Source organism: Comamonas sp. Z1 (assembly GCF_008121555.1).
In the GTDB taxonomy this organism is placed as follows: domain Bacteria; phylum Pseudomonadota; class Gammaproteobacteria; order Burkholderiales; family Burkholderiaceae_C; genus Comamonas; species Comamonas thiooxydans.
The window spans coordinates 326,036-351,242 of the sequence record NZ_VOQT01000003.1; the positions used below are offsets into that span (position 1 = coordinate 326,036).

Sequence of the window (25,207 nt, forward strand, 5' to 3'; positions counted from 1 at the left end):
AACCGGAATACCTGCGCCGTACATTCCGACGGCCTGAGCTCCACCAGGAGTTTCAGGCTGGAGCTTTGGCTGCATGGCCCGCACCTATGCAGAACACGAGCCGCTCAAGGGCGGCACACAAATCCCTTGGCACTCCCCGCCACTTTATGGAGCGCAACCATGCACCGCTGCTGCGCCGCGATTTCCACCCGACCGATGGCGACGAACCCGAGGAGCATGCAGACTGTTCCCCCCTGCCCTCATCCGTTGCGCGGAGGGAATGAGCTAGCTTGCCTCGATCAGGCCCATCAGGACCTGACCCACATCGGCCTCCACCTTGAAAGCCAGCAATGCATCGGCCCTTGTCACGCCTTGATTGATGGCCACGATGGACTTGCCCTGCTCATGCGCTGCCAGCGCAAAACGGTAACCCGAATAGACCATCAATGAAGAGCCTGCGATCAGCACGGCGTCGGCCCTGGCCACTGCCGCCATGCAGGTCTGCACGCGTTCACGCGGCACGGTCTCGCCAAAGAACACCACATCGGGCTTGATCAGGCCTGTTCCGCAATGTGGGCAGGCCGGCACGACAAAGCGGCTGAAGTCCTGGTTTTCCAGATCGGCGTCGCCATCGGGCGCCGGTGCTGCATACAGTTCAACCCAGGCCGGGTTCAGCGCCAGCAGCCACTGCTGCAGATCGGCACGAGCAGAGCGCTTGTCGCAGTCCATGCAGCGCACGGTGTCGATGCGCCCGTGCAGGTCCACGATGTTCAGGCTGCCGGCCGCATCATGTAGGCCATCGACATTCTGGGTGATCAGCAACTCCAGCCGGCCTTGCTGCTCCAGTCGCGCCAGTGCCTGATGGGCGGAACCGGGCCGCGCCTGACCCATCACGCGCCAGCCCAGCATGGAACGCGCCCAGTAGCGCTGACGCACCAGCACATCGCCCATGAAGGCCTGATAGGTCACGGGCTGGGGGCGCTTCCACTGTCCGTTGCGGTCCCGATAGTCAGGGATGCCGACTTCGGTGCTGCAGCCGGCGCCACCAATGACTACCACACGCGGGTGCGCATGCAGCCAGTCTTGCAGGCGCCACAGCGCCAGAGCATCCACACAATGGTTCAAGGTTTCACTCACTACAGCAGCGGCGATGTCAATCGGGCCACGGAACCGACCAGCCGTCGCCGCAGACCTTTTTCGCTGCGATATTGCACCATTCGAGCCTGGCCCAGGTCAGCCTCGAACTGCGCAGCGATGGCCTGATTCAGCTCTGGCCCGTAGCCAATCACACAGACCTCGTAGTTGAGGAAAAAGCTGCGATAGTCAAAATTGGCCGTGCCGATCATCGCCATATTGTCATCGACCACCAAGGTCTTGGAGTGCAGCATGCTGGCCGCATATTCATAGATATGCACTCCGCAGCGAATCAGCTCGTCAAAATAGGAGCGCGCAGCGGCCGTCACCAACAGCGAATCAGACTTCTTCGGCACCAGAATGCGGACCTCCACACCGCGCAGTGCAGCATTGGTGAGAGCCGTCAGCGCGCCTTCGGTCGGCACAAAGTAAGGCGTGGTCAGCAAGATGCGTTGCTGTGCCGCGTTGATGGCCGCCAGATAGGAGCGATAGATGGCGTCCAGCTGGTCGTCAGGCCCGGAGGTCACGACCTGCATGGGGATGGGGCCGTCTTCGCAATCTGGCAGCAGATCATCAAGATCGTTGGGCAGCCGGTGCGGATCGTCGCTGCGGGTGTAGGCCCAGTCCTCGAGAAACACTGTCTGCAGCCAGTTGACGACGGAGCCTTCGACCCGGATATGCACGTCATGATAAGCATCGTCACAAATGCGCTCGTTCTCTTCATCGGTGACATTCACACCGCCCGTAAAGCCCACTTTTCCATCACAGACCAGAATCTTGCGGTGGGTACGGAAATTGACCACGGGTCGCAGCCGCCGCCCTATCTTGGCATCGTGAAAGCGCAGCACCTCGGCCCCGGCCTGCTGCAGCGGCTCCAGAAACTTTCGCCCCAGCTTCTTGGAGCCCAGAGCATCCACCAGCAAACGCACCTGCACGCCTGCACGTGCTTTCTCGATCAGCAGATCACGCAAGGCCGTGCCGGTCTGATCGGGCTCGTAGATGTAGTACTCCAGATGCACGTGGTGGCGTGCTGCGCTCACGGCCTCGGCAATCGCATCAAAGGTCGCCGCGCCCCCCACCAGCAACTGCATGGAAGTGGCCGTGCTGACCGGGAAATCGCTGGTCATGCCAACCAGCCGTGCCACCTGACGCAGGCGCTCCTGCTGGGCCGGAATGCGTTCCCTGAGTTTTTGCATGCTGTTGCGCACACGCGAACGCTTGCGCGAGCGCAGCCGCTTGATACGCTGGCGCTTCATGCGCTGCGGACCGAAGTAGTAATAGACCAGCAGACCCACCACAGGTAACGCAGCCATGGACAACAGCCAGCTCAGTGTGGCAATCGGCTGGCTGCGCTGCAGCAGAATCCAGATGCCTACCACGACGACATACAGCGACCAGCCCACGGACAGCCAGAGCTTGACGCTCTCGTGGCTCAGCTGCATTGCTATCCAGTCCAATTGCACACTCCTGTTGTTCGATGAACCATCACCACCATGCCCTCGCAGTATGGCAGCGGCATGGCAGACTGCGGCGACCCGCCTGCCCGGGGGAAACACCCTCCAGCAGGCGCCATGCTTTTGTACCGCGCTACAAAGAGTATATTGATACGCATGATTTCCGAACTCATCACGACTCTGGCCCAGGCCCGCAAGGCCGCCCGCATCACCCAGGCCGATCTGGCCGAACGTGCCGGCCTGTCACGCATGGCCGTACAACGCACTGAAACCGGCGATGTGGACCCGCGCTTTTCCACTCTGCAGGAAATGGCCCGTGTGCTGAATATGGAGCTGATCGCCGTGCCGGCCGAGCTGCACGCCCAGGTGCTGGCACTGATTCAGCCCCAGACCGGCCAGACGGCTGCAGCCGACCACATCGCCAGTCCTGTGACCGACCAGGATTCGCTATGAGGTCTTACGTATTGTTAACTTGAGAACCCTGTTTGCTCGGCCACAATGGCCCGAGGTTTGTTTGCGCGACATTCAGAGGTTTGAGAGATGGCGATTCACAACTGGGATTACGCACCGGAGGCACTGGAGGTACAGGTCAGCGAATTGTTGCTGGCCACGGCAGATCGAAGTGACGAACTGGTCGATGAAAACGTGCGCCTGGTCCTGCAGGAGCTGCGCCAGCACCTCAATATGGAGGTGATTTTTGTCTCCGAGATCCGCAACGGCCAGCGCATGTTCCAGCATGTCGATACCGCCCCCGGCCAGGAATTGATTGCCACTGGCGGCGGCGGTCCCCTTGAAGAGTCGTTTTGCCAGTGCGTGCTCGACGGCATTCTGCCCGGCCTGGTCCAGGATGCGACCAGCCACCCAGCCTTTGCCAAGCTGCCTGCAACTCCTTTTCGCGTGGGCGCCCATCTGAGCACGCCCATTGTGCTGGCCAGCGGCAAGGTCTACGGCACGCTGTGCTGCTTCAGCCAGGCGGCCGATGAAAGCCTGACGGCCAAGGACCTGCAAAAACTCGAATGCGTGGCCAGGATCACGGCCAGGCGAATCGATATCAAGCAGGCCCAGCAGCTCCAGCCAGCCGAAGAAAAGCGCACGCCTTCCGGCCCGGCTTCTCCCGGAAAGCTCTAAAAACCAGCTCTCCGGGAAAAAGCAGCGTCAGTTCACTGCCACGCAGACCTGGCGCTGCTCGCCCAGCCCATCGGCACCCAGCCGCACCACATCGCCGGGCTTGAGAAAGACGGGCTGCGGCTTTTGCCCCAGACCCACGCCCGCAGGCGTTCCGGTGAGAATCACATCGCCGGCCTCCAGCGTCATGAACTGGCTGATATACGAAATGAGCGTGGGCAGGCTGAAAATGAAGTTGGCCGTACTGCCGTTCTGCATGCGCTTGCCGTTGACTTCCAGCCACAGGCCCACGCGATGCGGATCGGTAATTTCGTCGGCCGTCACCAGCCAGGGGCCCAGCGGCGCAAAGGTGTCATGGCTCTTGCCCTTGGTCCAGGTGCCGCCACGCTCCAATTGCCAGCCGCGCTCGGACACATCGTTGGCCAACAGATAACCGGCCACATGGGACAGAGCCTGCGCCTCGGTCACGCGCCGCGCGCGGCTGCCGATGACAACGCCCAGCTCCACCTCCCAGTCGACCTTGTCCGCGCCCTGCGGAATCTGCACCGCATCGCCCGGACCGCAGATCGCCGTCACGGCCTTCATGAACAGCACGGGTTCGGCCGGCGCTGGCAGTCCGGCCTCGGCCGCGTGGTCAGCATAGTTGAGACCCGCACAGACCAGCTTGCCCACCTGTGCCACGGGGCAACCCAGGCGTGGCGTTCCGTCAACCCTGGGCAAACGGCTCCAGTCCGTATGCCGTATGCGCTCCAGCGCATCGGGACCTAGCTGGCCCGGGCCCCAATCGGGCACCAGGGCCGATGCATCACGCAGCACGCCGTCGGCGTCCAGCACGCCCGGGCGCTCCGCACCCGCGCTGCCATAGCGAAGCAGTTTCACGATGGTTGTCTCCTTATGAATCGGTCAGTGTCGCCCTCTAAGGCCTTCATCATGCAATATCGAACAGGCGGCCCCAGCCTTTGACGGCGGAAGGATCACGCCCGGCCGCGCGCAGCATGCCCCAGACCGTGGTACTCACGGTATCGAGCAGCGGCACGCCCCAACGGCGCTCCACCTCTTCGGCCAGGTGCGCAGCGCGCAAATTGGTGCAGTAAGTCACGACGGCGTCAGGTTTGCCTTCTTCGATCACGTTGCCGATGAGTTGCAGCAGTTGCTCGGGCTCCACCAGCGCAAAGCTGTGGTTGACCGAGATGTCCAGATGGCGCTCTGCCGTGGTCTCGACGCCTGCGGCGCGGTAGTTGTTGACGATGCATTGCTGCACATCCGCCGTGTACGGGCTGACGATGGCCAGCTTCTTCACGGAGAGCTTTTCCATCAGCTCATTGAGTGCCAGGATGGCCGTCGTGGCCTTGATGCCGGTGCGCTCGGTAATACGCTCGCACAGCCGCATATCGGTCTCAAAGCCGCGCCATCCTGCGGCCGTGCCGCTCCAGCCGATCACGTCCACCTTGGCATCGGCCAGCAGCTCGGCGGCGGCCAGGATCTTGCTGTCGTCAAACTGGTTCAGTGCCCCCTCTGCCAGCGAAATCTCAGTCACCGTGAAGCGCGAAAAATGGGCCGAGCAGTTGCCGGCACTGGCAGCCAGCGCGCTGGTCAGAGGCTCCAGCGCGGTGTTGGAAGAAGGCGTGAGCACGCCCAGGCATGTCGTAGTTGCAGTCATCTTGCTTGTCTCCGTTGTATGGCCAACCGGCAAACCGGTTGGCCGGCATTGTTCACCTCACCCAAACAAACGTCAACAATATTGTTGACAATAAATCAAAATCCAATCGCTCAAAGTTATCCGACAAGAAAATCTTCACTTCGTCACCGCCTTTCGCCTCACAACATATTTCAGAGAAAAATTCCCAAATAGGTGTTTACGATATTGTTGACAATATTGTCGACATTTAGATTTCGACCTCACATCGAACAATCAACCAACCGATGGAGCGAGACCCGAGATGCAAAACCCAACCACACTTGCCGCGCCACAGGCGGCGGCAGCGCCGACCAAGGTGCGCTGGAAGATCTTCCTGATGATGCTTTTCCTGATCGCGGTCAATTACATTGACCGCGCATCGCTGTCCGTGGCCATGCCCATGATCGCCAAGGAGTTCGATCTCAGCCCTGCTGTTCAGGGCCTGCTGATGAGTTCCTTCTTCTGGACCTATGCCTTCATGCAGATTCCCGGCGGCATGCTGGCCGACCGTTTCGGCCCACGCGTGGTCATCGTCTGCTCCACCCTGGGTTGGGGCTTCTTCCAGGCCATCGCCGCAGCTTGCACCGGCTGGGTGTCGCTGCTGATCACCCGTCTGGGTCTGGGCGCTTCCGAGGCCCCCATCTACCCTGCAGGCGGCAAGCTCAACGGCATCTGGATGACCCAGAACGAACGCGGCCGCGGCGCCACACTGCTGGACGGTGGCGCACCTCTGGGTGCCGCCCTGGGTGCGCTGATCATCGCCGGCCTGCTGACCCATTTCGACTCCTGGCGCGTGTCCTTCGTCGTCGCGGGCGTTGGCACCATGATCGCGGGTGTCTTTGCCTGGTGGTATATCCGCAACCATCCCCGTGAGCACGCCGGCGTCAATGAAGCCGAAGCTGCCTTCATCGAGGAAGCACATGCCGCCGACCTCGCCGCCGAGCCCGCCCATGCCAGCGGCAAGGTGATGGACTTCTTCAAGTACCGCTCGGTATGGGGCATGTTCTTCGGCTGGATGTGCTTCAACGCGCTGTTCTACGGCCTGCTGACCTGGATGCCCACCTACCTGTCCAAGGTGCATGGCATGGACATCAAGCAGATGGGTGGCGCCGTGTTCATCATGTTCTTCTCCGGCTTCGTCGGTGAGATGGTCGGCGGCTGGATTGCCGACAAATGGAAGGCTGCGGGCGCTTCGCAAGCCAAGGTGCTGCGCACGCTGTTCGGTATCGCCTCGATCATCGCCACCATCGCCATCTACAACGTGGCCCGCTTCAAGGACCCCGTGACCATCGTGATCCTGCTGTCGGTAACGCTGTTCTTCCTGCGCTGGTGCGGTCTGTTCTGGTGCGTTCCTTCCATTCTGGGCACCCGCAAGCGCGTCGGCTTCCTGGGTGGCGTCATGAACCTGGGCGGCAACTTCGCCGGCATCGGCGTACCCATTCTGGTGGGCTTGATCGTGCAGGCCACCGGCTCCTACGACATGGCCATGATGCTCTTCGCTGCTGCGGGCGCAGGCCTCTTCGTCTGCTCGTCGATCATGATCGACTACAGCAAGAAGATCCCGGTCTAAGTACCGCCCTGCCTCGCCTGGACACTTTGATGGAGAACCCCATGCCCTTGCCCACACGCCGAGCCGTGGCCCTGACCTGCGCCACGGCCATCGCCTCTACCCTGAGCGCATATGCCGCCACGCCAGCCAGCCGCAACTCCGTCGGCGTCCAGGCGAGTCCCGATTTCCCTGCTGCCGCCCCCGAGTCCGTAGGCGTGGATTCGCGCCCTCTGGTGCAGTTGTCCGAGATGATCCGCAAGGAAAACCTCGACGTGCGCAGCTTTCTCGTCGTCAAGGACGGCAAGCTGATCTATGAGCGCTACAGCCAGGGCCTGACGCGCAACCACAACTACGAGCTGTACTCCATCACCAAGAACGTGACGGCCCTGGCCGCCGGCGTTCTGGTGGACGAGGGCCGCAGCAAGCTCGACGAGAAAGTGGCGCCCATCCTGACCAAGGCCCGCCCCGACCTCCAGGATGCCTTCTCCGACAAGCAATCCATCGAACTGCGGCATGTGCTGTCCATGTCCACGGGCCTGGTCTATAACGTCAAGCCCACCGACGACCCCATCTACTACGGCGCCCCCGACCGTCTCAAGCTGGCGGCCGAAACTACGCCCAAGGTAGCGCCCGGCACGACCTTCGACTACACCGACGTCAACCCCATCCTGGCCAGCGCCACGCTGGGGGCCGACGCCGGTATGCCACTGCAGGACTTTGCGAAGGAGAGACTCTTCAAGCCCATGGGCATGAGCCATTACACCTGGGAGCGGGCTGACGACAAAGGCCTGGTCTCCTCCGGCTGGGGACTGCGCCTGCGCGCCGTGGACATGGCCAAGCTAGGCCAGTTGGTGCTGACCAGCGGCCGCTGGGACGGCAAGCAGATCGTCTCCCAGGCCTGGGTCCGGACCATGACCACGCCCGCCTCGGCGCCATGGTATGGCTATTACTGGTGGATCAACGACATCGTCGCCACCGAGCCCGAAACCCACGCCATGGGCTTCAAGGGCCAGTTCATTGTGGTATTGCCCGAGCGCAATGCCGTGGTGGTCATGACCAGCATGCTGCCCATCGAAGGCGGCCTGCGCGAATCCCGGAACGTGCTGGCCATCCGCCGCATGGTCAATGACTACGTGCTGCCCGCACTGAGCAACCAGGCCCATGCCAAACCCACGCCCGCCCGCCACAAGGCGTTGGCGCGCGAACTCGAACTCGCATCACAACACCAGGGCAAGTCCGGAGCACCGGCAGACCCGACCGACACCCCGAAACTCTGATATTCAGCATGAAATCCAGCGAATTTGATCTCGTAGTGCGCAATGCGCGCGTTGCCACCGCCAGCGACATCTTTGAATCCGATATAGCCATTCGCGACGGCAAGATAGTCCAGCTGGGCGCCAACCTGCCCGCCGGCGCCCGCGAATATGACGCTGCCGGCCGCGTGGTCACGCCCGGCGGCATCGACGCCCACTGCCACCTGGACCAACCCATGGAACCGCCGGTGCGCATGGCCGACAACTTCGACAGCGGCACGCGCGCCGCAGCCTGCGGCGGCACCACCACCGTGATTCCGTTCGCGGCCCAGGCCAAGGGCCAGTCGCTGCGCGCGGCCGTGGAGGACTACCACCGCCGCGCCGACGGCAAAGCCCACGTGGACTACGGTTTCCACATGATCGTCAGCGACCCCACCCCCGAAGTTCTGGAGAAGGAACTGCCCCAGTTGATCCGCGAAGGCTATACCTCCTTCAAGATCTACATGACCTATGACGATCTGAAGCTCAACGACGGCCAGATCCTCGACGTGCTGGACGTGGCGCGCAAGTACGACGCCACCGCCATGATCCATGCCGAGAACGCCGACTGCATCCAGTGGCTGACCAAGCGCCTGGAAGCCAGCGGCCGCTCCGCTCCGCGCTACCACGCGGTCTCTCGTCCCATGCTGGTGGAGCGCGAAGCCACCCACCGCGCCATCGCGCTCTCGGAGCTTGCCGATGTGCCAATTCTCATCGTCCATGTCTCGGGCCGCGAGGCCGTCGAGCAGATCCGCTGGGCCCGCTCCCACGGCATGAACATCATGGCCGAGACCTGCCCGCAATACCTGTTCCTCAGCGCCGAGGATCTGGGCATAGATGACAGTTATCAGGGCGCCAAGTGCGTGTGCAGCCCACCGCCGCGCGATCAGGCCAACCAGGAAGTGATCTGGAACGGGCTGAACGACGGCCTGTTCACCGTGTTCTCCTCGGACCATGCGCCGTTCAACTACGATTCACCCGAAGGCAAGAAGCCCAATGGCGAGGAGGTGTCCTTTGGTCACATTCCCAACGGTATTCCTGGCATCGAAACCCGCCTGTCGCTGCTCTACACGCATGGTGTGCTGACGGGCCGCATGACACTCAACCGCTTCGTGGAGCTGACCTCCACCAACCCGGCCAAGGTCTACGGCCTGCATCCGCGCAAGGGCAGCATTGCCATCGGCGCCGATGCCGACCTCGTGGTCTGGCAGGAAGGCGAACGCGCCATCAGCAACCGCGATCTGCACCACAACGTGGACTACACGCCCTATGAAGGCCAGCAGCTCAAGGCCTGGCCCTGCCTCACCCTGTCTGCGGGACAGGTAGTCTGGGACGGCGAGCAATTCCACGCCCGCGCCGGCAGCGGCCGCTTCCTGCAGCGCGGCGCGCCCACACTGCTGCCCAAGCGCCACCAGGCCCGCTTCTGAAACTTCAGCACGAACACACCATGAAACTGCTCATCATCAACCCCAATATCTCCGAGAGCGTCACCGCGCTCATCGAGAAAGAGGCCAGGCTGGCCGCCGCGCCAGACACGGAAATCACCATGCTGACCGCTCCCATGGGGGTGGCCTATATCGAGACGCGCTTCGAGGCCATGATTGCCGCCTACGCCGTGGCCGAGCTGGCCGCCGAACATGCGCACCAACATGACGCCGTCATCCTGGCGGCCTTTGGCGATCCGGGCCTCGAAGGCCTGCGCGAGGCTCTGGACATTCCCGTGCTGGGCATGACCGAGTCCGCACTCATGAGCGCCTGCATGCTGGGCAAACGCTTCTCGATCATTGCCATCTCCAGGCGCATTACCGCCTGGTACCGAGATATGGTCGAGCGCAACGGACTCATAGACCGGCTGGCCAGCATTCGCTGCCTGGACGAGCCTCTGCGAGATATCGGAAGTGTGCAGGATGACCATGCAGCACGCCTGCAGGCCTTGTGCGAAGCAGCGGTCAGCGAAGATGGCGCCGATGTACTGATCATTGCCGGCGCCCCGCTGGCGGGCCTGGCACGCTCCATCAAGCAGAGTTTGCCGGTGCCAGCCGTCGATGGCGTCTCCAGCGCCGTCAATCATGCGCAGAGCCTGGTCTCGCTGGCTCCCGCTGCGGCACGCGCAGGCAGTTTTGCCAAACCACCGCGCAAGGACTTCAAGAACCTCCCCCCGGGGCTCACCCAGCTATTGAGCCAGCTGCCCTGAACAGGCTGCGGGATAACCTCAATCGGGATGTTCGAATCCGACATGCCGCGTGACACTAGAATTCACCGGCATGTCGACAAAACACACTACAAAAGTGAACAATCGAAGCAACACATCTCGATCTGAAATTACCGTGGATGAAATGGCAGCCCGCATTGCCACAGCCATCCATGAGCACCGCCTGCTGCCGGGAACCAAGCTCGGCGAAGACAGGCTGGCCAATATCTTCAACACCAGCCGGGCTCGCGTGCGCGAGGTCCTTGCCCGCATGGCCCGCGACCAGATGGTGGAGCTGTTCCCGCAGCGCGGAGCCTTTGTTGCCAAGCCCAGCATCGAGCAGGCGCTGGACGTCTTCGAAGCGCGCCGGCTGATAGAGCCAGGCATTGTGCGTCGCCTCGTTCTGAACATGGACAACAGCAAGATCCGTCGCCTGCAGGCTCATCTGAAGCAGGAGCGCGATGCTCGCGCCAATTCCGACAAGCGAGCCACGGTTCGCCTGTCCGGCGAATTTCATGTACTGCTTGCCGAACTGGCCGGCAACTCCGCGCTGCTGCGCAGCATGCGTGAACTGTCCACGCTGACCTGCCTGACGATCTCGCTGTATGAATCGGCGGTCAACACCTGCTGTCTGGTGGACGAGCACGAGGCCGTGGTCGATGCCATTGTCGCGGGCAATGGCGAGCTGGCAGAACAGCTGATGCTCAGCCATCTGGATCACATACAGGGCAGCCTGCGCCTGGAGGCCGATGCCGACGACGCAGATCTGGAACAGATACTGGGCGACCTCTGACCTGCGCCAGGCGTCGCGATCCGGCAACGGGAGCCATCAAAGTGATCGATACGCCCTTCTCTACTGAAGATGGCTGGCAGCTATCCGGGCAGGGGCGTCCGCATTAGCATCCACGGCTGATCGCCATCACTTTCTCCAGAGGCCCAGAGGCCCTTTCAATGAGCTCACCCGCCCCTTCCTCGCTGCCGCAAGCCGAGCGGCCACGCCCGCGCCATCTGAGCGAACTGTTCTGGTCGCTGACCTTTCTGGCCTTGCAGGGCTTTGGCGGTGTGCTGGCCGTGGTGCAGCGCGAACTGGTCGAAAAACGCCAATGGCTGAGCAATGAGGAGTTCATGGAGGATTGGGCCGTGGCACAGATCATGCCCGGCCCCAATGTGGTGAATCTTTCCATCATGCTGGGCGAACGCTACTTCGGCTGGCGCGGCGCCATCGTGGGGTTGTGCGGAATGCTGACGTTTCCCATGCTGGTGGTCATCAGCCTCACCCTGATCTATACCCAGTTTGCGGCCAACCCGGCCGTGGCCGGAGCCCTGCGCGGCATGGGCGCCGTGGCGGCAGGGCTGGTGGCGGGCATGGGCCTGAAGCTGGCTGGCACGCTGCGCAAGCACCCGCTGGGCAAGTGGTATTGCGCAGGGCTGGCCATCGCCGCCTTTGTGCTGGTGGCCGTGCTGCGCCTGCCGCTGTTCTGGGCCTTGCTGCTGGTGGGCGCAACAGGCTGCGTGCTGACCTACCGGAGGCTGGCATGAGCACGCTGACGATCGAGCTGCAGACCGTGGACTGGCTGCATCTGTTTGCCTATTTCCTGACGCTGTCGCTGATGGCCGTGGGTGGAGCCATCACCGCTGCGCCCGATATGCACCGCTATCTGGTCGACGGCAATCGCTGGCTGTCGGAAACCCAGTTCACCAGTTCCATCGCCATTGCCCAGGCCGCCCCCGGCCCCAATGTGTTGTTCATCGCCCTGCTGGGCTGGAACGTGGGTCTGAATGCAGGAGGCGGCACCGGCCCGGCGGCCTGGGGACTGGGAGCACTCGGAGTTGCCGTATGCATGGTGGGCATTTTGCTGCCCAGCTCGCTGCTGACCTGGCAGGCCTCGCGCTGGGGTCAGCGCAACCGGGACAAACGCGGCGTGCGCGCCTTCAAGCAAGGCATGGCTCCGCTGGTGATTGGTCTGCTGCTGGCGACAGGCTGGCTGCTGGGCAGCGCCAACGGCAACCCTGGCAGGGACTGGAAGCTATGGCTGCTGAGCCTTGCATGCACATTGCTGGTATGGCGCACACGCATTCATCTGCTGTGGCTGCTGGCTGCCGGCGCGGCGCTGGGTGCGCTGGGCTGGGTGTAAACGCAGTACCGCCCCCCGGGGTCGGAAGATCGACGTCAACTGCCAAAGCAGTCTCCTCACCGAGACAGCCGCTAGCAATCCCATCCTGGCCTACTCGGGACTTGCCAGCAGCAAGGGCAGCACCTGTGCCGATGGCATGGCGATCATCTGGTCGGCCACCGAGTCCAGCTCGCTGGCATGGGGGTTGATGATGACCACGCGCGCCCGGTTGCGCCGTGCGATCTTGGCCAGACCTGCTGCCGGGTAGACTGCGCCCGACGTGCCGATCACCAGCATCAGCTGACATTGCTCTGCCGCCTGCTCTGCCCTGGCCCAGGTCTGGCTCGGCAGAGACTCGCCAAACCACACGACGGCAGGCCGCAGCAAATTGCCGCAGGCGGCGCAATGAGGCGGCTCGCCCGGGACAGCCTGCTCCATGTCGCAGGACGCACAACGGCGATTCAGCCAGCGATTCCTGCTCAGCTCCCCATGCAGGCTCAGCACACCTTCACTGCCCGCCTGCTGGTGCAGACCATCCACATTCTGCGTGATGAGTGTCATTCGACCGGGATGCTGCCTTGCCCAACGCGCCAGCGCCAGGTGCCCCTCATTGGGAGTCACCTTGGCAACCAGCGCACGTCGGTGCTCGTACCAGCGCCAGACATGAGCCGGATCGCGGCGATACCCCAACTCGCTGGCCATTTCCTCGGGCTTGAACTGGGACCAATACCCGTTTGCATCCTCTCTGAAAGTGGGCACTCCCGACTCGGCGCTGACACCTGCCCCGGTCAGCACGGCCAGTCGCTGCGCCTCGCCCAGCCAGCGACGTACGCAGGCAATCGCACCCAAGGACGTCGAAGAATTGTCAATAAGTGCTTGAACCAAGGCTATAACCTCAAAAATCGAGTTGCAACGTGGAATACTTGAATTTCCCTGCGGAGCTTCTTCTTTGCCTGATATTGCACCACACCAGCATATGAACGAATCGGGCCAATTGTTCGCACTTCAGCAAGCCATGACGCCTGCAGCATTGGCATGGGGTCTTGTTGATGTCCAGACATTGGAACTGCGCTTTGCCAATCCTGCATTGCAGCGCCTTCTGCAGCCCAGTCACCAGGCACCCGGCATTCCCGCGCGCGAGATTCTGGAAACAGCCAGGCTGGCTATCAGGCAGTGCGTGGAGACAGGCCTGGAAGCGACTGCAAACTTGCCCGATCACCCCGGACTCTGGCATTTTTCGCCGATTCAGGGCAATGGCGCGGCAGAAGCGGTGCAATGCTATGTATTGCCGACCGAAACCTCGTTTCGTGAACCCGATGACGAGCTCGGGCTGAGGCATGTCAACCGCTTTGAGGACTTTCTGGACCACCTGCCCTACCAGGTCTGGATTGCAACACCCCATGGAGAGGTGACCTGGCTCAACCGGGCCCTGCATGAATACGCCTACCGGGAAGTACGCCCCCTGAGCCTGCGCGAAGGCATATGGATTGATATCGTGCATCCAGACGATCTGGCGACCGTCAACACCGGGCTGTCGCGCGCCCTGATCACCGAAAAGCCGACGGGATACCGGCTGCGCATCAAGCGCCATGACGGACAGTTCCACTGGTTTTTCTCGTCGCTGTCTCCCGTCAAGAATGCGCAGGGCAGAATTCTCTACTGGGTCGGCGCCAACCTGGGCATAGACAGCGTCCGGCAATCCGAGAATCAGCTGCGCGACCAGATCACCACGCTGAGCCACCAGCTGAGACTCAAGCAGCAGGCGCTGGATCAGGCCGAAACCTACCTCGCCCAAGCCCAGAAAATGGGCATGGTGAACCAGTTGTCTGCCGGTGTCGCGCATGACATGAAGAACCTGCTTTTCATCACCGGCCTGCATGCCGGCATGCTGGAGAAGCAGCTGGGCGAGCCCGAGCAGCTCGAACATGTGGATGTGATACTCAACACCATTCAGAAAGCAGGCAGCCTGGCATCGCATCTGACGGGATTCAGCAGTCGCAAATCCATGCAGCTGGCTGCCGCCGACCCCTGTGCACTGGTGCAGGATCTGGAGCCTCTGCTGAGCAAGGCCGTAGGCCAGAACGCTGAACTGCAGCTGCATATGGCGTCCAGCATCTGGCCCATCAGCGTGGACAAGCTGTATTTCGAAAACTCGCTGATCAATCTCTGCATCAATGCGCGTGATGCCACCGAAGAACACGGTCAGATCACGCTGACAGCGGAGAACGTGCTGCTCAAGCGCACCAGCCATGCGGGTGACTACGTAATGATCAGCGTGGCCGACAACGGCATGGGCATGAGTGAGGAGATCAAGGCCCGCATCTTCGACATGTTCTTCACCACCAAGCCCGAAGGCAAGGGCGCGGGCCTGGGCCTGCCCATGGTCAAGAACTTCATGGACCATGTCCAGGGCCTGATCGAAGTGGAAAGCACTCCAGGCCTGGGCACCATCGTGAGCCTGTACTTTCCGCGTGCACAACCGGTCGTGCCGCAGAGCCCGCAAGCCTCGGCCCCTGCGGGCCGGCAGGAAACGATTTTGCTCATCGAGCCTGATCTGGCCACGCGCAATGCCATGGCCCAGGTGCTCTACCGACTTGGTTATCAGGTCGTGACCGCATATTTACCCGAAGTCGCGCTGCGCTATATCAACAGCGGCATGAAGGTGGATCTCATCATTGCCGCCGATGAGTTTTCCGGTGCCTTGAGCATCGCAAAAATGCAGGAAAAGCTGGCCCGGGAGCATGTTCTCATTCCGCTCATCCTCATGACCAGCAGCGAAGAGGCCGAAGTGCCGCATGCCCAGGAATGCCGCTACGTGGTGCTGAGCAAGCCCATGGAGATTGGCGAGCTGGCACGCACCGTGCAGCGCATGCTGCATCCGGACTTCACGACGCCAGCCGATCTGCCGGCCGTCTGAGAACGGCTCGGCCGGACCTTCAAAAAAGGCGTGGCTGCTCTCTCAGCCACGCCTTGCCTCAGATACAGGGAAAGCCGGCTCAGGCCTTGATCGCCACGGCTTCGGCCAGGCGCTGGCGCAAAGCCTCATAAAGACACACACCGCTGGCCACGGACACATTCAGACTCTCCACCGCGCCCTGCATGGGAATACTGACCAGCGCATCGCAGGTCTTGCGGGTCAGCTGGCGCATGCCATCGCCCTCGGCCCCCAGCACCAGTGCCGTCGGTCCGGTCAGATCCATCTGGTAGAGATGTTTGTCGGCATCGCCGCTGGTGCCGATGATCCAGATGCCGCGCTCCTTGAGTTCCTTGAGCGTGCGCGCCAGATTGGTGACCATGAAGTAAGGCACGGTATCGGCCGCGCCGCTGGCCACCTTGGCCACGGTGGCGTTGATGCCGGCCGCGTGGTCCTTGGGAGCGATCACGGCATGCACACCGGCGCCGTCGGCTACACGCAGGCAGGCCCCCAGGTTGTGCGGATCGGTCACACCATCGAGCACCAGCAGCAGCGGGGCCTTCACCCCCTCCTCCTCCAGGTCGTCGAGCAGCTCGTCGAGCGTGCGCGTGTCCTTGACTTCTTCCACGCGTGCAGCCACGCCCTGATGGCCGTGAGAGCCGGCGAGCTTGGCAAGGCGCAGGGCATCGGCCTCGATCAGACGCACCCCGGCTTCCTTGGCACGTTCCAGAAACTGGCGCATGCGCGCATCGCGGCGCGAAGCCTCGAAATAGACTTCGATGATGGATTGGGGGGCGGTCTTCAGACGCACGCCTACGGCGTGAAAGCCGAAAAGAACTTTGGGGGACGACATGGGGCCACATTATCCCGGCGTTTACGGCAGACCTGAGACTCGCAGGGCCATGTCTGGGCTGACAGCTGAGGTTTTCCATTGCCGCTACACTGCGCCCCCAACGGGCAAGGCACCGGTTCATCAAGCAGTACCAGCATGGTTTTTTCCGAGTGCGAGTCTTCACATGAAGCTCCACTGCCGCCCAGAACGACTGGCAACAGGCTTGAGCCTGCTGCCCCGGCATTCACGCATATAGCCTCTTCATGTCCGGCATGAGGAGGCTTACGTGTTTGTATCTCCCTCCCATCCCATAACGAATACCCAGCATGCTCAACGCCTTGCTCGATTGGTTCAACCGCAGCAGCCTGGTGCTGCAGATTCTGATTGCCCTGATTCTGGGCGGCCTGGTGGCCTGGCTATGGCCGGCCGCCGCCCAGTCGGTTTCCCTGTTGGGCAGCTTGTTCATTGCCGCGCTCAAGGCTGTCGCTCCGGTTCTGGTGCTGCTGCTGGTCATGGCTGCCGTCAGCAGCCACCGCCCCGGCCAGGAAACGCAAATCAAGCCCGTGCTCTGGCTGTACGTCATCGGCACGCTGGCGGCGGCCTGCGTGGCCGTTGCAGCCAGCGCGCTCTTTCCCTCGGTGATTCACTTTCGTGAAGCGCCCAAAGTCCAGAGCGTGCCCGGCGAGATCAGCCAGGTGCTGAGCACCGTCGTCCAAAGCCTGTTCGACAACCCCGTCAATGCATTGCTGAACGCCAACTACATCGGCATTCTGGCCTGGGCTATCGCGCTGGGCTTGGCACTACGCCACGCCACGCCCACCACCCGCACCATGGTGGAGGACTTTGGCCATGCCATCACCCGCGTGATTCAAGGCGTGATTCGCCTGGCCCCCTTCGGCATCTTCGGCCTGGTGGTCGCCACCTTCTCCTCCGGCGGGCTGGAAGCACTCAAGGACTACGCCCATCTGCTGGCCGTGCTGGTCGGCTGCATGGTGTTTGTGGCATTGGTGATCAACCCAGTCATTGTCTGGACACAGACTCGCCGCAACCCCTACCCGCTGGTGCTGACCTGCCTGCGCGAAAGCGCAGTGACCGCCTTCTTCACGCGCAGCTCGGGAGCCAACATTCCCGTCAATCTGGCCTTGGCCCAGAAGCTCAGGCTCGACGAGAACACCTACAGCATCTCCATCCCGCTGGGCGCCACCATCAATATGGCCGGCGCTGCCGTCACCATCAGCGTGCTGACACTGGCCGCTGCCCATACGCTCAATATCTCGGTGGACATTCCCACGGCCATACTGCTGTGCGTGGTCTCTGCGGTCTGTGCCTGCGGTGCCTCGGGCGTACCCGGTGGCTCGCTGCTGCTGATTCCGCTGGCCTGCAGCCTGTTCAACATTCCCAACGATGTGGCCATGCAGGTGGTCGGTGTCGGCTATGTGATCGGCGTGATTCAGGATTCGACCGAGACAGCCCTCAATTCCTCGACCGACGTGCTGTTTACCGCGGCCGCCTGCCGCGCCGCAGAGCGCAGGGCCGGGCTGGAAGTCGCGCGCATCTGAGGCTTGAACTCAGAATCTACTGATTTGATAGCTGCAAGCGCTTATTTGATAAGCGCCAGATCCCCAAAAAGGCCTGTGATCACACAGGCCTTTTGGTTTTTCAGACAGAGCGCCCGGCTTCTATGGTGATGCTTCGATCACATTGCGCCGCAATCTCGCGGTCATGCGTCACCAGAATCAGAGTCGTGCCGCGCTCGCGGTTGAGCGCAAACATCAACTCCATGATGGTCTGGCCCGTGGCGAAGTCCAGACTGCCGGTGGGCTCGTCGGCCAGCAGCACGGTCGGCTCCACCACAAAAGCACGCGCCAGGGCCACGCGCTGCTGCTCGCCGCCCGACATCAGCCTGGGATAGTGATTGAGACGCTGGCCCAGGCCCACGCGCTCCAGCATCTGCGAAGCTCGTGCTCTCGCATCGCGCTGACCCGCCAGCTCCAGCGGCAGCATGACGTTTTCCAGCGCCGTGAGATTGCCCAGCAACTGAAAGCTCTGGAAGACAAAGCCCATCTTCTGTGCCCGCACCGCTGCCCTGTCGTCCTCGCTGAGTGCAAACAGATCCTGGCCCAGCAAGCGGACCGTGCCGCGACTGGGGGTATCGAGGCCGGCCAGAATCGACAGCAAAGTGCTTTTACCCGAGCCGGAGGCACCCACAATGGCAACGGTTTCGCCGGCCGTGAAACTCAGATTGATATCCCGCAAAATATCCAGCACGCCTGTGGAATCGCTCACCGATTTGGACAGTTGCTCAACGGCAATCAAAGGAATGGCAAGAGTTGTGGACATGAATCAATTGGATAGCAAAAACGTCAAGAGTCGCAACCAGCACTTTGCACTGCAGCGCCGTCACTGTATCGCTGTTGCTCTGTCGCTCGCCATTTCAGGGGCTTGCGGTGCGGCAGTGGCCTCATCGCCCGCCAGGAACAAGGAGCCGGCCAAGGCCGCTCCCGGCGCGAAACCCGGCCCGGTGCTGGTACTTGGCGATTCTCTGAGCGCCGAATACGGCCTGACGCGCGGCAAGGGCTGGGTGCAGTTGCTGCAGCAGCGCATGAATGACGAAAAGAATCCGCGCAAGGTGGTCAATGCCAGCATCAGCGGCGAGACTACGGCCGGCGGCAGAGCGCGCCTGGCATCGCTGCTCAGGCAGCATGAGCCGGGCATCCTGATTCTGGAGCTGGGCGGCAACGACGCATTGCGCGGCCTGGCGCTGCAGAGCACTCAGCAGAATCTGGAAGTCATGATCAAGGCCGCCAGGGAGGCCGGGGCCCAGGTGCTGCTGGTGGGCATGCAGGTACCGCCCAACTATGGTGCGGCCTATACCGAGCAATTTGCCGAGATGTTCAGGAGCATTGCCGACGCGCAAAAGCTGCCGCTGGTGCCGTTTCTGCTGTCGGGCATCGGCGATGCTGCGGACGCCGAGCGATGGTTTCAGAGCGACCGCATTCACCCCAATGCCCAGGCTCAGCCACAGATGCTGGCCAATGTCTGGCCCAAGCTCAGGCCATTGCTGAAATAAGTGACGGCCGCGCGGCCTCAGTCGCCGCTGCCTCCGCCATCACCGCCGGAGTCGCCGCCGTCCGTGCTGCAGACACCTTCGCCGCTGCCCGAGCCACAAAAATAGCTGTCGTTGAAGACGTCGCTGCCGTCTTCACGACTGCTTGCCGAAGTCCAGGCCAGCTGCGAATCAGCGCTGCGCCCCGGCACGCCGGACTGAGGCGAGAAGATTTTTTTCAACCAGTTCCAGAACTCCATGACATCCCCCCTCATTGCACCTTAAGCAGGGTTCTCCTTGCTTTCGGCGCGGACGCTGGCTTTATAAGCATGCCAGCTGGTGCAACCCAGCAGCGGCCCGATGACGATCAGACCTGCACTGTAGAAGAGCAGCGAGACCGCGATCAACACGGTGATGATCAGCCCCCACAGCAGCATCACACCCGTGTTGGCACCCACCACGCGCATGCTGGTGATGCAGGCCGTCAAGGCATCGGTATCCAGATCAAGAATGGCGGGCAGTGAAACCACCATGCTGGCAAACACCAAGGCAGCAAATATCCCGCCAACCGCGGTGTAGCCCAGCAGGAACTCCCAGTTCTCGGGCCGCAGCAGGGTCTGCAGCAGGGTTGCCGTACTGGGCATGCCGGTATCGAACGAAATGGCGAACACCACCATGGCGGCGCGCCCCCAGAGCATCTCCAGCACCATCAGCACCATGACCAGCATGCCCATGCTGGCCAGATGCTTGTCCCAGCAGGTCAACGACTCCGACAGCAGCACGGGCTTGCCCTGCTCCAGTTGCTTGCTGACGTAGTACAGGCCCATGGCCAGGAAGGGGCCTACCAGCAGACAGCCGCTGGCCATGGACATCAGATATTCAGGGCTGGAGCGAAACACCCAGGCCATCAGACGTGCCATGCCCCAGAAACACAGGCCATAGAACAGCGCAATCATTGGTGCGCGCCGCACATCGCTAAGGCCGAGCAGCAGCCATTGCCAGGGCTCGCTCCAGCGCAGTTGCAGAATCTGCAGATTGCCGGACTCGGCCTTGACCTCGGAAACAGGGGAAGCTTGCATGCGAGACCCTCCTTGTCGCCCGTACCGCGCCTCGGTGGCGGCAGCTGACAGGAACAAGTTACCCGCTCAACCTCGAATCTGCATTGCGGAAAGCCCGCATGCCGGCCTCCGCGTTTTCACTATGAAAACAAGAGCTTATAGCGCCCATTCTTTATTGACTTCAGTCAATAAAAGCATTGAAATCGCTTCTCGACAAGCGCTGTCAGCTCCTATTTAAATAGCTTCAACCAAAGGCCCTGAGCAGGGCCTGGGCCAGGTCGGCCTGCAGATCGCTAGTATCCTCAAGGCCGATGGCAAAGCGCACCACAGTGCCCGCCTTGATGTGGGGTGTGGCACGGCTGCGCATCTCGGGCAGCTCATAGGGCACGACCAAACTCACGGGCCCGCCCCAGCTGTAGCCCAGCTTGAACAGGCGCAGGCTGTCGCAGAAGCGATCGACGGCCGCCTGGTCGAAGCGCTCGTCGATGACCACGCTGAACAGACCGGCGGCCACGCCATCCTGGCCCTGCCCTTGTCCGCACAGCTGCTTCCAGCAAGCATGGCCCGGGGCATCAGGCATGGCGGGGTGCAGCACCTGCGCCACGGCACTCTGGGCAGCCAGCCACTGCGCCAGCTGGCGTGCCGAGCGATCCTGCGCGTGATAGCGCAGGCCGATGCTGGGCAGGCTGCGCAGCACGGCTTCGGCGTCGTTGCCGCTCACGCCCAGGCCCAGGCGCATGTGCGCGAGCTTGATGCGCATATGCAGGGGCTGGTTGCGCGTGATGATGCTGCCCATCAGCACATCACCGCCGCCGCTGGGGTATTTGGTCAGGGCATGGACCGTGACATCGACGCCCAGGCTGCCATCGCCCAGCAGGTCGAAGGGACGGAAAGCCAGACCCGCGCCCCAGGTGTTGTCCAGCACCATGGTCACTCCCCTGGCCCGGCACAGGCGCACCTGCTCGACAAGATCGGGGAACTCCATGGTTACCGAGCCAGGAGCCTCCAGCCAGACCAGCTTGGTGGCCGGCGTGATCTTGGCTGCCAGGTCTTCGACGCACATGGGGTCATAGTACTGATGGCGAATGCCAAAATGAGCCAGCTCACCCTCGGTCAGCGTCTTGTTGGGACCGTATACGTTATCGGGCACCAGCACCTCGTCGCCCGTCCTGAGCAGCGCCAGCGACACCGTGGCAATCGCGGCCAGGCCGCTGGGTACCAGCAGGCATTGCAGACCACCTTCCAGCGAGGCCAGACGTTCTTCCAGGGCATAGGTCGTGGGCGTGCCATGCAGACCGTAGGTGTAGCTGCTCTTGTCAAGCCAGCGGCGCTCGCGCATGGCCTGCACATTCTCGAAGTACACAGTCGAGGCCTTGTGCACGGCAAGCTGGGGGCCTTCGAAGTCCGTCGGTGGCTTGTAGGGATGATGGATCAGATGGGTGGATAGCTTGTGGTCGGCTTGGGTCATGCCCTGATCTTAGTGCCATGCAGCCACAAAAAAGCCAGAGGGCTTGCGCGCTCTGGCTTCATGCGAGGTGGCGACCTAGGGGGATCAGCCAGCCTTCACGGTCAGGTTGTTGTTGACCGAGGTCACGCCCTTGGCAGCCTTGGCGATCTCACCGGCCTGGGTCTTGACGGCTTCGCTGGGCACGGTGCCAGTCAGGGTCACTGCGCCGCCCTTGGTGTCCACATTGATCTGCAGAGCGCTGATTTCCGGGGCCTTGATCAAATCGGTCTTGACGGCAGCGGTAATGCCGGCGTCATCGAGGGCAGCACCCGCCTTGGCAGCGCCTTCTTCCATCTTGTTGCCAGCCTTTTCCATGGCGGCACCGGTAGCTTCACCAGCCTTGGCCAATGCATCGGCAGCTGCATCGCCGGCCTTGGCCGTACCTTCTTCAATCTTGCTGCCAGCATTTTCCGCAGCCTTCTCGGTCTGGGAAATGGCGGAATCGAGCTTCTGGCCAGCGGTCTTGTTGTCGTCGGACTTGCCGCAGGCAGCCAAGCCAAAGGCCAAGGCGGTAATGGCCAGAACTTGAGCGGAACGCTTGAACATAGTGGTCATATCGATTTCTCCCTTAATGCTTGCAAAAACATGACGGTCAACTGTAACGAACCACCATTTTGGCTCGGATACGAACTTTTCCCGCATCCCTGTAGGACAAATTTGCCCGAATTTGTGACATTTGATTAATAAGTGTTTTCTTCTGTGATTTACAGAAACTCTATGCAAGCCATGCACTAATCCGCAACCTCTTGCATGCGCGGATGGCGCGCAAATGCCAAGCCCAGCAGGGTAGCCAACAGCATGACAAAGCAGGCAAACAGGCTCACGGCCAGCTTGATGCTCCAGTGGTCGGCAATCCAGCCCACTGCCATCATGGGCAGCATGGAGCCAAGCAAACCGATGGTCTGATAGGTAGACAACATGCCTGCCCGGTTGTCGGGTCTGGCAAGACGGCCCACCATGGTCATGCCGGCCAGCATGCACATGCCATGCCCCAGTGCCGTCAAACACACGCCCAAGATGAACAGCAGCGTCGAGCGCATCTGCAGATTCAGCAACAGCATGCCGTTGCTGAGCACCAGCAGCGCCATGCCGGCAAAACCGCAGCGGTGCAGCGGCAGGCTGGCAGCCACCAGCTGAATGCCTGCAGAGACAAGCAAAATCACCGCAATGGCCGTACCGCTGACCACCGGGCCGCTCCAGGGAATCATCTGCTGTAGAAACAGCGGCGCCATGGAGGCATACAGCCCGAATACGCCGAACGCCACGAACGGGTAGCCACAGGTCAGTGCAAAGGCCAGGGAATCCTCGTGCACAGGCCAGGTCAGCCGCGGCAGACAGTCCCGCCAGTGCAGGCGGCCCGGGGCCTGCCCCAGTTGGCCCGCACCCCGCAGCACCGACTCCGGCAGCTTGAGCGTGACAACGCCCGCCACACCGATGCAGCCCAGCACCAGCGGCACCAGATAGGCCGTCGTCAAGGGCTGAGGCAGCCACTGCCCCGCCACGCCACCGATCAAGGGCCCCAGACCAAAGCCCAGCACATTGAGAAAGCTGGCCACCATGGCCACGCGCTGCGGCTGCAGACCGGTGCTTGCGCTGGAAGCCAGCAGCGTCAGCCCCGTGGTGGCGCTGATGGTGATGAGGCTTGAGGACAGCCCCACCACAAAGCGCCCGACGATCAGGCTGGGCAGATTCCAGGCCAGCATGGAGATCAGGGTGCCTGCCAGCGTCAGGCACAGGAAACACAGCATCACGCGCTGAAAGCCGATGCGGTCGGGCAGACGCCCCAGAAACAGCAGGGCGCACAGGCCACCGCACATATAGAGCACATAGATCAGCGAGATATCGCTGGGCCGCAACTGCCAGGCTTGCTGATAGAGCGCATACAGGGGACTGATCAGCGCCGCCCCCAGCACACCCACCACCAGGCCGAAGCCCACCCACCAGACCGAGGCCTGTGCCGTTGTGGCGCCGGCCTGCCATGTATTGCTTTGCGACATTTGCTGCCTCTTGATCGGGCCGGGCCTGCGACAGGGACAGAGCGGACAGTCGTTGGTCCTGCCGCGCCGTCAGAGCGGGCCAGCCACTTGCTTGTGATGAGAACATTGTCTGCAAAGCCGCATCGGCACGCATAGGCCAAACAAAGGATACATGCCCCAAACTATTTGCTATCAAGTACAGGAAGCTATGCTTTTTGCTGATCAAAACCAGCACGTCAATGGTTCAAGCACCCGTCGCTATACTTTGCGCCCTAATGACAGCAGGATTTCCCGGCATGTGCCTGAATGCTTTTTTGCGCCCCTTGGTCTGTTTGAGTCTGCTTGGCCTTGCCGCCTGCGGCAGCAATCCCCCCAGCCCCGCAGCGACTCCTGAGGCCCCCTCGACCACCGCATCAGCCCCTCCGATCAAGATCGGCCTGGCGCTGGGCGGCGGTGCGGCCAAGGGCTTTGCCCATATCGGCGTCATCAAGATGCTCGAGGCCAATGGCCTCACGCCCTCGTTCGTGGCAGGCACCAGCGCCGGCAGCGTGGTGGGTGCGCTCTATGCAAGCGGCATGAACGCATTTGAGCTGCAGGAAAAAGCCGTGGCGCTGGACGAAGCCAAGATCCGCGACCTGCAGCTGTCCGCTGGCGGCCTGGTGCTGGGCCAGAAGCTTGAGGACTATGTGAATGAACAAGTCCGCCGCAAACCGCTGGAGCAGATGGCCAAGCCTTTTGTTGCGGTTTCCACGCGCCTGGAAGACGGTGAACGCACCGTGTTCGCACGTGGCAATGTAGGCCAGGCCGTGCGTGCCTCCAGCAGCGTGCCGGGCGTGTTCCAGCCCGTCACCATCGGCAGGCACCACTATGTGGACGGCGGCATTGTCAGCCCCGTGCCGGTGGATGCCGTGCGCAATCTGGGGGCCGACATCGTGATCGCCGTGGACATCTCCAACAAGGCCAGCGGCAAGACCCCCGCCAATATGCTGGGAGCGCTCAATCAGTCGATTGCCATCATGGGTCAGAAGCTGGGCCAGGCCGAGTTGGCGCGTGCCGACATCATCATTCGTCCCAAGGTGCTGGACATCGGCCCGGCCGACTTCGCACAGCGCAGCCACGCGATTGTGGAAGGCGAGAAGGCCGCCACTGCACTGATGCCGCAGATTCGCGAACGCATCGCCCAGCTGCGCGCCGAACGCACCAAAGCCACTCAAATAGCGCAGCAGAAAGCCGCCGAAGCCAGCTATCAGGACTGCCTGAAACAGCGCTCCAGCCTTCAAAAGCTGTCCGGTATGGTGGGTATGAGCGGCAACTGCGAAAAGCCCTGAGCTGAACCTGCTCCATGAAAAAGGCCCGCT

25 protein-coding genes are annotated in these 25,207 nt (G+C 62.1%); 13 read left to right on the forward strand and 12 right to left on the reverse strand.

The genetic code is table 11. The annotated features are described in order from the left end of the window. Nucleotides 1-264: 264 nt before the first annotated feature. Together FSY45_RS08225 and cls are read right to left on the reverse strand one after the other, a co-directional pair. Nucleotides 265-1,116, reverse strand: a complete 852-nt coding sequence (locus tag FSY45_RS08225; protein ID WP_052951060.1) for an NAD-dependent protein deacetylase — start codon at nt 1,114-1,116, stop codon at nt 265-267. Continuing rightward, entirely contained in the window at nt 1,116-2,555 is a 1,440-nt protein-coding gene (gene cls / locus FSY45_RS08230) for a cardiolipin synthase (protein ID WP_003062731.1), read from the reverse strand. The genes FSY45_RS08225 and cls overlap by 1 nt, the downstream gene beginning before the upstream one ends. A 168-nt stretch (nt 2,556-2,723) precedes the next feature. Here cls and FSY45_RS08235 point away from each other — a divergent pair, with 168 nt between their 5' ends. Together FSY45_RS08235 and FSY45_RS08240 are read left to right on the forward strand one after the other, a co-directional pair. Further along, nucleotides 2,724-3,020: a helix-turn-helix transcriptional regulator gene (locus FSY45_RS08235; RefSeq protein WP_003062729.1), complete on the forward strand. Its 297-nt coding sequence runs from the start codon at nt 2,724-2,726 to the stop codon at nt 3,018-3,020. 87 nt (nt 3,021-3,107) lie between these two features. Next, nucleotides 3,108-3,695 carry a GAF domain-containing protein gene (locus tag FSY45_RS08240; protein ID WP_046460827.1) on the forward strand — a complete coding sequence of 196 codons (588 nt, stop codon included), beginning with the start codon at nt 3,108-3,110 and terminating at the stop codon, nt 3,693-3,695. A gap of 27 nt (nt 3,696-3,722) precedes the next feature. On the opposite strand, the gene FSY45_RS08245 is transcribed toward FSY45_RS08240, so the two are convergent. Further along, nucleotides 3,723-4,571 carry a fumarylacetoacetate hydrolase family protein gene (locus tag FSY45_RS08245; protein ID WP_003062724.1) on the reverse strand — a complete coding sequence of 283 codons (849 nt, stop codon included), beginning with the start codon at nt 4,569-4,571 and terminating at the stop codon, nt 3,723-3,725. 49 nt (nt 4,572-4,620) lie between these two features. Then, a complete protein-coding gene (locus FSY45_RS08250; RefSeq protein ID WP_046460826.1) occupies nt 4,621-5,352 on the reverse strand; it encodes an aspartate/glutamate racemase family protein in 732 nt (243 codons plus the stop codon). Nucleotides 5,353-5,632: 280 nt separating this feature from the next. On the opposite strand from FSY45_RS08250, the gene FSY45_RS08255 reads away from it, so the two are divergent. The 7 genes from FSY45_RS08255 (at nt 5,633) to FSY45_RS08285 (ending at nt 12,537) form a co-directional block, all read left to right on the forward strand. Next, complete coding sequence (locus FSY45_RS08255; protein WP_003062719.1) at nt 5,633-6,940, forward strand: MFS transporter; 1,308 nt, start codon at nt 5,633-5,635, stop codon at nt 6,938-6,940. 29 nt (nt 6,941-6,969) lie between these two features. Further along, nucleotides 6,970-8,196: a serine hydrolase gene (locus FSY45_RS08260; protein ID WP_148748023.1), complete on the forward strand. Its 1,227-nt coding sequence runs from the start codon at nt 6,970-6,972 to the stop codon at nt 8,194-8,196. Between the two features lie 8 nt (nt 8,197-8,204). Then, the gene (gene hydA / locus FSY45_RS08265) at nt 8,205-9,638 is read left to right on the forward strand and encodes a dihydropyrimidinase (protein WP_003062715.1); all 1,434 of its coding nucleotides are present in this window, start codon (nt 8,205-8,207) and stop codon (nt 9,636-9,638) included. Nucleotides 9,639-9,658: 20 nt separating this feature from the next. Beyond that, complete coding sequence (locus tag FSY45_RS08270) at nt 9,659-10,405, forward strand: aspartate/glutamate racemase family protein (RefSeq protein ID WP_039050572.1); 747 nt, start codon at nt 9,659-9,661, stop codon at nt 10,403-10,405. Between the two features lie 142 nt (nt 10,406-10,547). Further along, a complete protein-coding gene (locus tag FSY45_RS08275) occupies nt 10,548-11,195 on the forward strand; it encodes a GntR family transcriptional regulator (protein WP_003062712.1) in 648 nt (215 codons plus the stop codon). A 158-nt stretch (nt 11,196-11,353) separates the two neighbouring features. Beyond that, nucleotides 11,354-11,941, forward strand: coding sequence for a chromate transporter (locus tag FSY45_RS08280; RefSeq protein WP_003062711.1), 588 nt, complete (start codon nt 11,354-11,356; stop codon nt 11,939-11,941). Beyond that, entirely contained in the window at nt 11,938-12,537 is a 600-nt protein-coding gene (locus FSY45_RS08285; protein WP_012838902.1) for a chromate transporter, read from the forward strand. Before FSY45_RS08280 ends, FSY45_RS08285 begins: the two co-directional genes overlap by 4 nt. Before the next feature lie 90 nt (nt 12,538-12,627). On the opposite strand, the gene FSY45_RS08290 is transcribed toward FSY45_RS08285, so the two are convergent. Beyond that, on the reverse strand, nt 12,628-13,401 hold the full coding sequence (locus FSY45_RS08290) for an NAD-dependent deacylase (protein WP_012838903.1): 774 nt from the start codon (nt 13,399-13,401) through the stop codon (nt 12,628-12,630). A 91-nt stretch (nt 13,402-13,492) separates the two neighbouring features. Here FSY45_RS08290 and FSY45_RS08295 point away from each other — a divergent pair, with 91 nt between their 5' ends. Further along, complete coding sequence (locus tag FSY45_RS08295) at nt 13,493-15,433, forward strand: hybrid sensor histidine kinase/response regulator (RefSeq protein ID WP_046460824.1); 1,941 nt, start codon at nt 13,493-13,495, stop codon at nt 15,431-15,433. A gap of 79 nt (nt 15,434-15,512) precedes the next feature. On the opposite strand, the gene rlmB is transcribed toward FSY45_RS08295, so the two are convergent. Beyond that, nucleotides 15,513-16,283, reverse strand: coding sequence for a 23S rRNA (guanosine(2251)-2'-O)-methyltransferase RlmB (rlmB, locus tag FSY45_RS08300; protein ID WP_046460823.1), 771 nt, complete (start codon nt 16,281-16,283; stop codon nt 15,513-15,515). Between the two features lie 305 nt (nt 16,284-16,588). Here rlmB and sstT point away from each other — a divergent pair, with 305 nt between their 5' ends. Then, nucleotides 16,589-17,821 carry a serine/threonine transporter SstT gene (sstT, locus tag FSY45_RS08305; RefSeq protein ID WP_003069469.1) on the forward strand — a complete coding sequence of 411 codons (1,233 nt, stop codon included), beginning with the start codon at nt 16,589-16,591 and terminating at the stop codon, nt 17,819-17,821. Nucleotides 17,822-17,921: 100 nt separating this feature from the next. Here the strand turns inward: sstT and FSY45_RS08310 are convergent, their stop codons facing one another. Continuing rightward, complete coding sequence (locus FSY45_RS08310) at nt 17,922-18,602, reverse strand: ABC transporter ATP-binding protein (protein WP_046460822.1); 681 nt, start codon at nt 18,600-18,602, stop codon at nt 17,922-17,924. Between FSY45_RS08310 and FSY45_RS08315 the strand changes: the two genes are divergently transcribed. Then, complete coding sequence (locus FSY45_RS08315) at nt 18,601-19,332, forward strand: arylesterase (protein WP_046460821.1); 732 nt, start codon at nt 18,601-18,603, stop codon at nt 19,330-19,332. The two genes, FSY45_RS08310 and FSY45_RS08315, sit on opposite strands and share 2 nt — an antisense overlap. A 17-nt stretch (nt 19,333-19,349) precedes the next feature. On the opposite strand, the gene FSY45_RS08320 is transcribed toward FSY45_RS08315, so the two are convergent. The 5 genes from FSY45_RS08320 to FSY45_RS08340 all read right to left on the reverse strand — a co-directional run bounded on the left by FSY45_RS08320 (nt 19,350) and on the right by FSY45_RS08340 (nt 23,870). Then, nucleotides 19,350-19,568 carry a hypothetical protein gene (locus FSY45_RS08320; protein WP_148748024.1) on the reverse strand — a complete coding sequence of 73 codons (219 nt, stop codon included), beginning with the start codon at nt 19,566-19,568 and terminating at the stop codon, nt 19,350-19,352. Nucleotides 19,569-19,589: 21 nt separating this feature from the next. After that, complete coding sequence (locus FSY45_RS08325; RefSeq protein WP_003069476.1) at nt 19,590-20,387, reverse strand: DUF2189 domain-containing protein; 798 nt, start codon at nt 20,385-20,387, stop codon at nt 19,590-19,592. A 223-nt stretch (nt 20,388-20,610) separates the two neighbouring features. Continuing rightward, entirely contained in the window at nt 20,611-21,834 is a 1,224-nt protein-coding gene (locus FSY45_RS08330; protein ID WP_046460820.1) for a PLP-dependent transferase, read from the reverse strand. Between the two features lie 84 nt (nt 21,835-21,918). After that, nucleotides 21,919-22,428, reverse strand: coding sequence for a BON domain-containing protein (locus FSY45_RS08335; RefSeq protein WP_003069479.1), 510 nt, complete (start codon nt 22,426-22,428; stop codon nt 21,919-21,921). A gap of 176 nt (nt 22,429-22,604) precedes the next feature. Beyond that, nucleotides 22,605-23,870 (reverse strand): MFS transporter, encoded by a 1,266-nt coding sequence (locus FSY45_RS08340; protein ID WP_052951059.1) that lies wholly within the window; start codon nt 23,868-23,870, stop codon nt 22,605-22,607. Between the two features lie 275 nt (nt 23,871-24,145). Between FSY45_RS08340 and FSY45_RS08345 the strand changes: the two genes are divergently transcribed. Next, the gene (locus FSY45_RS08345; protein WP_034390795.1) at nt 24,146-25,177 is read left to right on the forward strand and encodes a patatin-like phospholipase family protein; all 1,032 of its coding nucleotides are present in this window, start codon (nt 24,146-24,148) and stop codon (nt 25,175-25,177) included. Nucleotides 25,178-25,207: the final 30 nt, after the last annotated feature.